We start from the raw sequence: 3,573 nt of genomic DNA on the forward strand, positions 1-3,573 counted from the left end.
TTAATAGACATGGCATTTTTATTTCTAATTCTTCATATCCATCTTCTAATGCTCTTCTTACTTTTAATGCATCTTCTTTAACTTCTACTTTTTCTACATAAGTTACTTGTGCAAGTCCTAAATGTTCTGCTATTTCTGGTCCTACTTGTGCTGTATCTCCATCGATAGCTTGTCGTCCTGCAAATATTATATCATAGTCTAATTTCTTTAACGCTGCTGCTAATGCATGTGAAGTTGCTAATGTGTCTGCTCCTGCAAATGCTCTGTCTGAAATTAAAACTGCTTCGTCTGCTCCCATTGCAATAGCTTCTCTTAATGCAGCTTCTGCTTGTGGAGGTCCCATGCTGATTACTGTAACTTTTGCTTCATTTGCATCTTTTAATCTTAATGCTTCTTCTAAAGCATTTTTGTCATCTGGGTTTATAATTGATGGAACTCCTTCTCTTATAAGTGTTCCTGTCTTTGGATCTATTTTAACTTCTGTTGTATCTGGAACTTGTTTTAAACATACTACTATATTCATTATTTAACTCCTCCTCATTACTTAATTATTTGAATATATTTCCTGAAATAACCATTCTTTGAACTTGGTTAGTTCCTTCATATATTTGAGTTATCTTAGCATCTCTCATCATTCTTTCTAATGAGTAATCCTTAATATATCCATATCCACCCATAAGTTGAACTGCTTCAGTTGTTACATACATAGCACAATCTGTTGCTGCCCATTTAGCTCTTGCAGCTGATACTGAATATGATCTTCCTTGTTCCTTATCCATAGCTGCTTTATATACTAAATATCTAGCTTGTTCAATTTTTAAGTCCATTTCAGCCATCATCCAACCTAATCCTTGGAACTTAAATAATTGTTTTCCAAATTGTTTTCTTTCTTTCATATATTCTTTGATTTCATTAAAAGCACCTTCAGCTATTCCAAGCCCTTGAGCTGCAACACCGATTCTTCCACCATCAAGAGTCTTCATTGCTATACCAAATCCTCTACCTTCTCTTCCAAGTAGATTTTCAGCAGGAACTATACAGTTCTCTAAAATTATTTCTCCAACTTGTGCTGCTCTTAATCCCATTTTATCTTCAACTTTTCCTATTGAAATTCCTGGGAAATCTTTTTCAACTATAAATGCAGATATTCCTTTAACACCTTTACTCTTATCTGTCATAGCAAATATTACAAAAACATCTGCTATTGGAGCATTTGTTATAAAACATTTTTGACCATTTAATACATAGTGGTCTCCTTCTTTAGTTGCTATAGTCTGTTGACCTGAAGCATCTGTTCCTGCATTTGGTTCAGTTAATCCAAAACAACCTAATTTTCTACCTGAACATAAACCTGGCATATATTTTTTCTTTTGTTCTTCATTACTGAATGCCCAAATTGCTCCCATACAAAGTGAAGTTTGTACTGAAAGTGCAATTCCTGTAGTTGCACATGCTTTTGAAATTTCTTCAACAGCTAAGATATATGATAAATAGTCTCCACCTGCTCCTTCATATTCAGTTGGAAATGGTATTCCAAAGCAACCATACTTACCTAATTTTTTGAAGTTTTCCATTGGGAATTCTCCAGTTTGATCACTTTCTGCTGCTATAGGTTTAATTTCATTTTCAGCAAACTCTCTTACCATTTGTCTTACTAATTCTTGTTCCTTAGTAAATTGAAAATTCATTTTCTTACCTCCTAATTATAAAACTAGTTTTATTAAAATATTTATATGAATTTAATTTTCTCTCAATTTTTTGAAGAGAATAGAAAGAAATTAAAGTATCATCGTTTGTTAATTATCAATCAATCCTTTATGCATTTGCTTGATTTCTTAAAATATTTTTTAGAATAGTTTTGATTTATATATCAATAAATCAAAACTATTCTTATATTTCCTAAATAAATTTCAAATTATTATATGAATATAAGATATTTTTATATTCTTCTATTTTTATCTTTCAACTATAACGCTTGTTCCCATTCCGCCACCTATACAAAGTGTAGCTAAACCTTTTTTAGCATCTCTCTTTTCCATTTCATGTAATAAAGTAACAAGTATTCTTGCTCCTGAGCATCCTACTGGATGACCAAGTGCTATAGCTCCTCCATTTACATTTACTCTGTCCATTAATTTATCAAATCCTAATTCTCTTGAAACTGCTATACTTTGTGCTGCAAATGCTTCGTTAGCTTCTATAAGATCCATGTCTTCTATATTTAATCCTGCTCTTTCTAATGCAACTTTTGATGCTCCTATTGGTCCAAGACCCATCACTGAAGGATCTACACCTTTTGAACCATAAGAAACTATTTTAGCTAATGGTTTTATTCCTAATTCTTGCGCTTTTTCTTCACTCATTATAACAAAAGCTGCTGCTCCATCATTTATTCCTGAAGCATTTCCTGCTGTAACTGATCCATCTTTCTTAAATGCTGGTCTTAATTTAGCTAATTTTTCAGCACTTGATCCAAATTTTGGATATTCATCTGTATCTACTACTACTTCACCTTTTCTTGTTTTTACAACTACTGGAACTATTTCATCTTTGAATCTTCCTTCTTTTATTGCTTTTTCTGCTAACTGTTGAGACCTTAATGCAAATTTATCTTGTTCTTCTCTAGTTACACCATATTTATCATTAACATTTTCAGCTGTAATTCCCATATGGTAGTTGTTAAATGCATCCCATAACGCATCTTTAATCATTGTATCTACCATTTTTCCATCGCCCATTCTTTGTCCCCATCTTGCACCTTCTAGTACATATGGAGCTTTTGACATGTTTTCTGTTCCACCTGCAACAATTATATCTGCATCTCCTGCTTTTATCATTTGTGATGCTAATGATACTGCTCTTAATCCTGAACCACATACTTTATTTATTGCAAATGTTGGTACTTCTACTGGTATTCCTGCATTTATAGATGATTGTCTAGATGTATTTTGTCCTTGTGCAGCTTGAATAACATGACCCATTATAACTTCTTCAACTTGTTCTGGTTTAACTCCAGCTCTATTTAATGCTTCTTTAATAACTATAGATCCTAAATCTGCTGCTGAAACATCTTTTAAAGCTCCTCCGAAGGATCCTATTGGTGTTCTTACTGCACTTGCGATAACTACACTTTTCATTATACAGACCTCCATTTTCAATCACTTTATATTTTCAATTTTAGAATTATTCTTTTATAAGTTTTTATAAACAAACTCTATCTAAATAAATATTATTTTGAATAATCAAAGAATCCTTTTCCTGTTTTTCTGCCAAGCCATCCAGCTCTTACATATTTTCTTAATAATGAATGAGCTCTATATTTTGAATCTTGTGTTTCATTGTATAATACATCCATTATAGCAAGACATACATCTAATCCTATAAGATCCCCTAAAGCTAAAGGTCCCATTGGATGGTTTGCTCCAAGCTTCATAGCTATATCTATGTCTTCTGCTGAAGCTATTCCTTCTGCTAAAATTCCTACTCCTTCATTTATCATTGGAATTAATATTCTATTTACTACAAATCCAGGTGCTTCTTCTACTTGTACTGCTTGTTTTCCTATTTCTTCTG

Annotated in this window: 4 protein-coding genes; all 4 read right to left on the reverse strand. The window is 32.4% G+C overall.

Annotated elements, in window-relative coordinates; genetic code table 11:
• Nucleotides 1–523 (reverse strand): electron transfer flavoprotein subunit beta/FixA family protein (locus OW763_RS16680; RefSeq protein WP_268042712.1); only part of this gene is annotated, 523 nt, incomplete at its 3' end.
• A gap of 25 nt (nt 524–548) precedes the next feature.
• The gene (locus OW763_RS16685; RefSeq protein WP_268042714.1) at nt 549–1,688 is read right to left on the reverse strand and encodes an acyl-CoA dehydrogenase; all 1,140 of its coding nucleotides are present in this window, start codon (nt 1,686–1,688) and stop codon (nt 549–551) included.
• 267 nt (nt 1,689–1,955) lie between these two features.
• On the reverse strand, nt 1,956–3,137 hold the full coding sequence (locus tag OW763_RS16690) for an acetyl-CoA C-acetyltransferase (protein ID WP_268042716.1): 1,182 nt from the start codon (nt 3,135–3,137) through the stop codon (nt 1,956–1,958).
• A gap of 92 nt (nt 3,138–3,229) precedes the next feature.
• A partial coding sequence (locus OW763_RS16695; protein ID WP_268042718.1) for a 3-hydroxyacyl-CoA dehydrogenase family protein occupies nt 3,230–3,573 on the reverse strand: 344 nt, incomplete at its 5' end.

This window comes from Clostridium aestuarii (genome assembly GCF_026735135.1).
Lineage (GTDB): Bacteria > Bacillota > Clostridia > Clostridiales > Clostridiaceae > Clostridium_H > Clostridium_H aestuarii.

Excerpts from the sequence above, each read along its gene's own strand:
- OW763_RS16685 (WP_268042714.1), bottom strand. The coding sequence starts at position 1,688 with ATGAATTTTCAATTTACTAAGGAACAAGAATTAGTAAGACAAATGGTA.
- OW763_RS16690 (WP_268042716.1), bottom strand. The coding sequence starts at position 3,137 with ATGAAAAGTGTAGTTATCGCAAGTGCAGTAAGAACACCAATAGGATCC.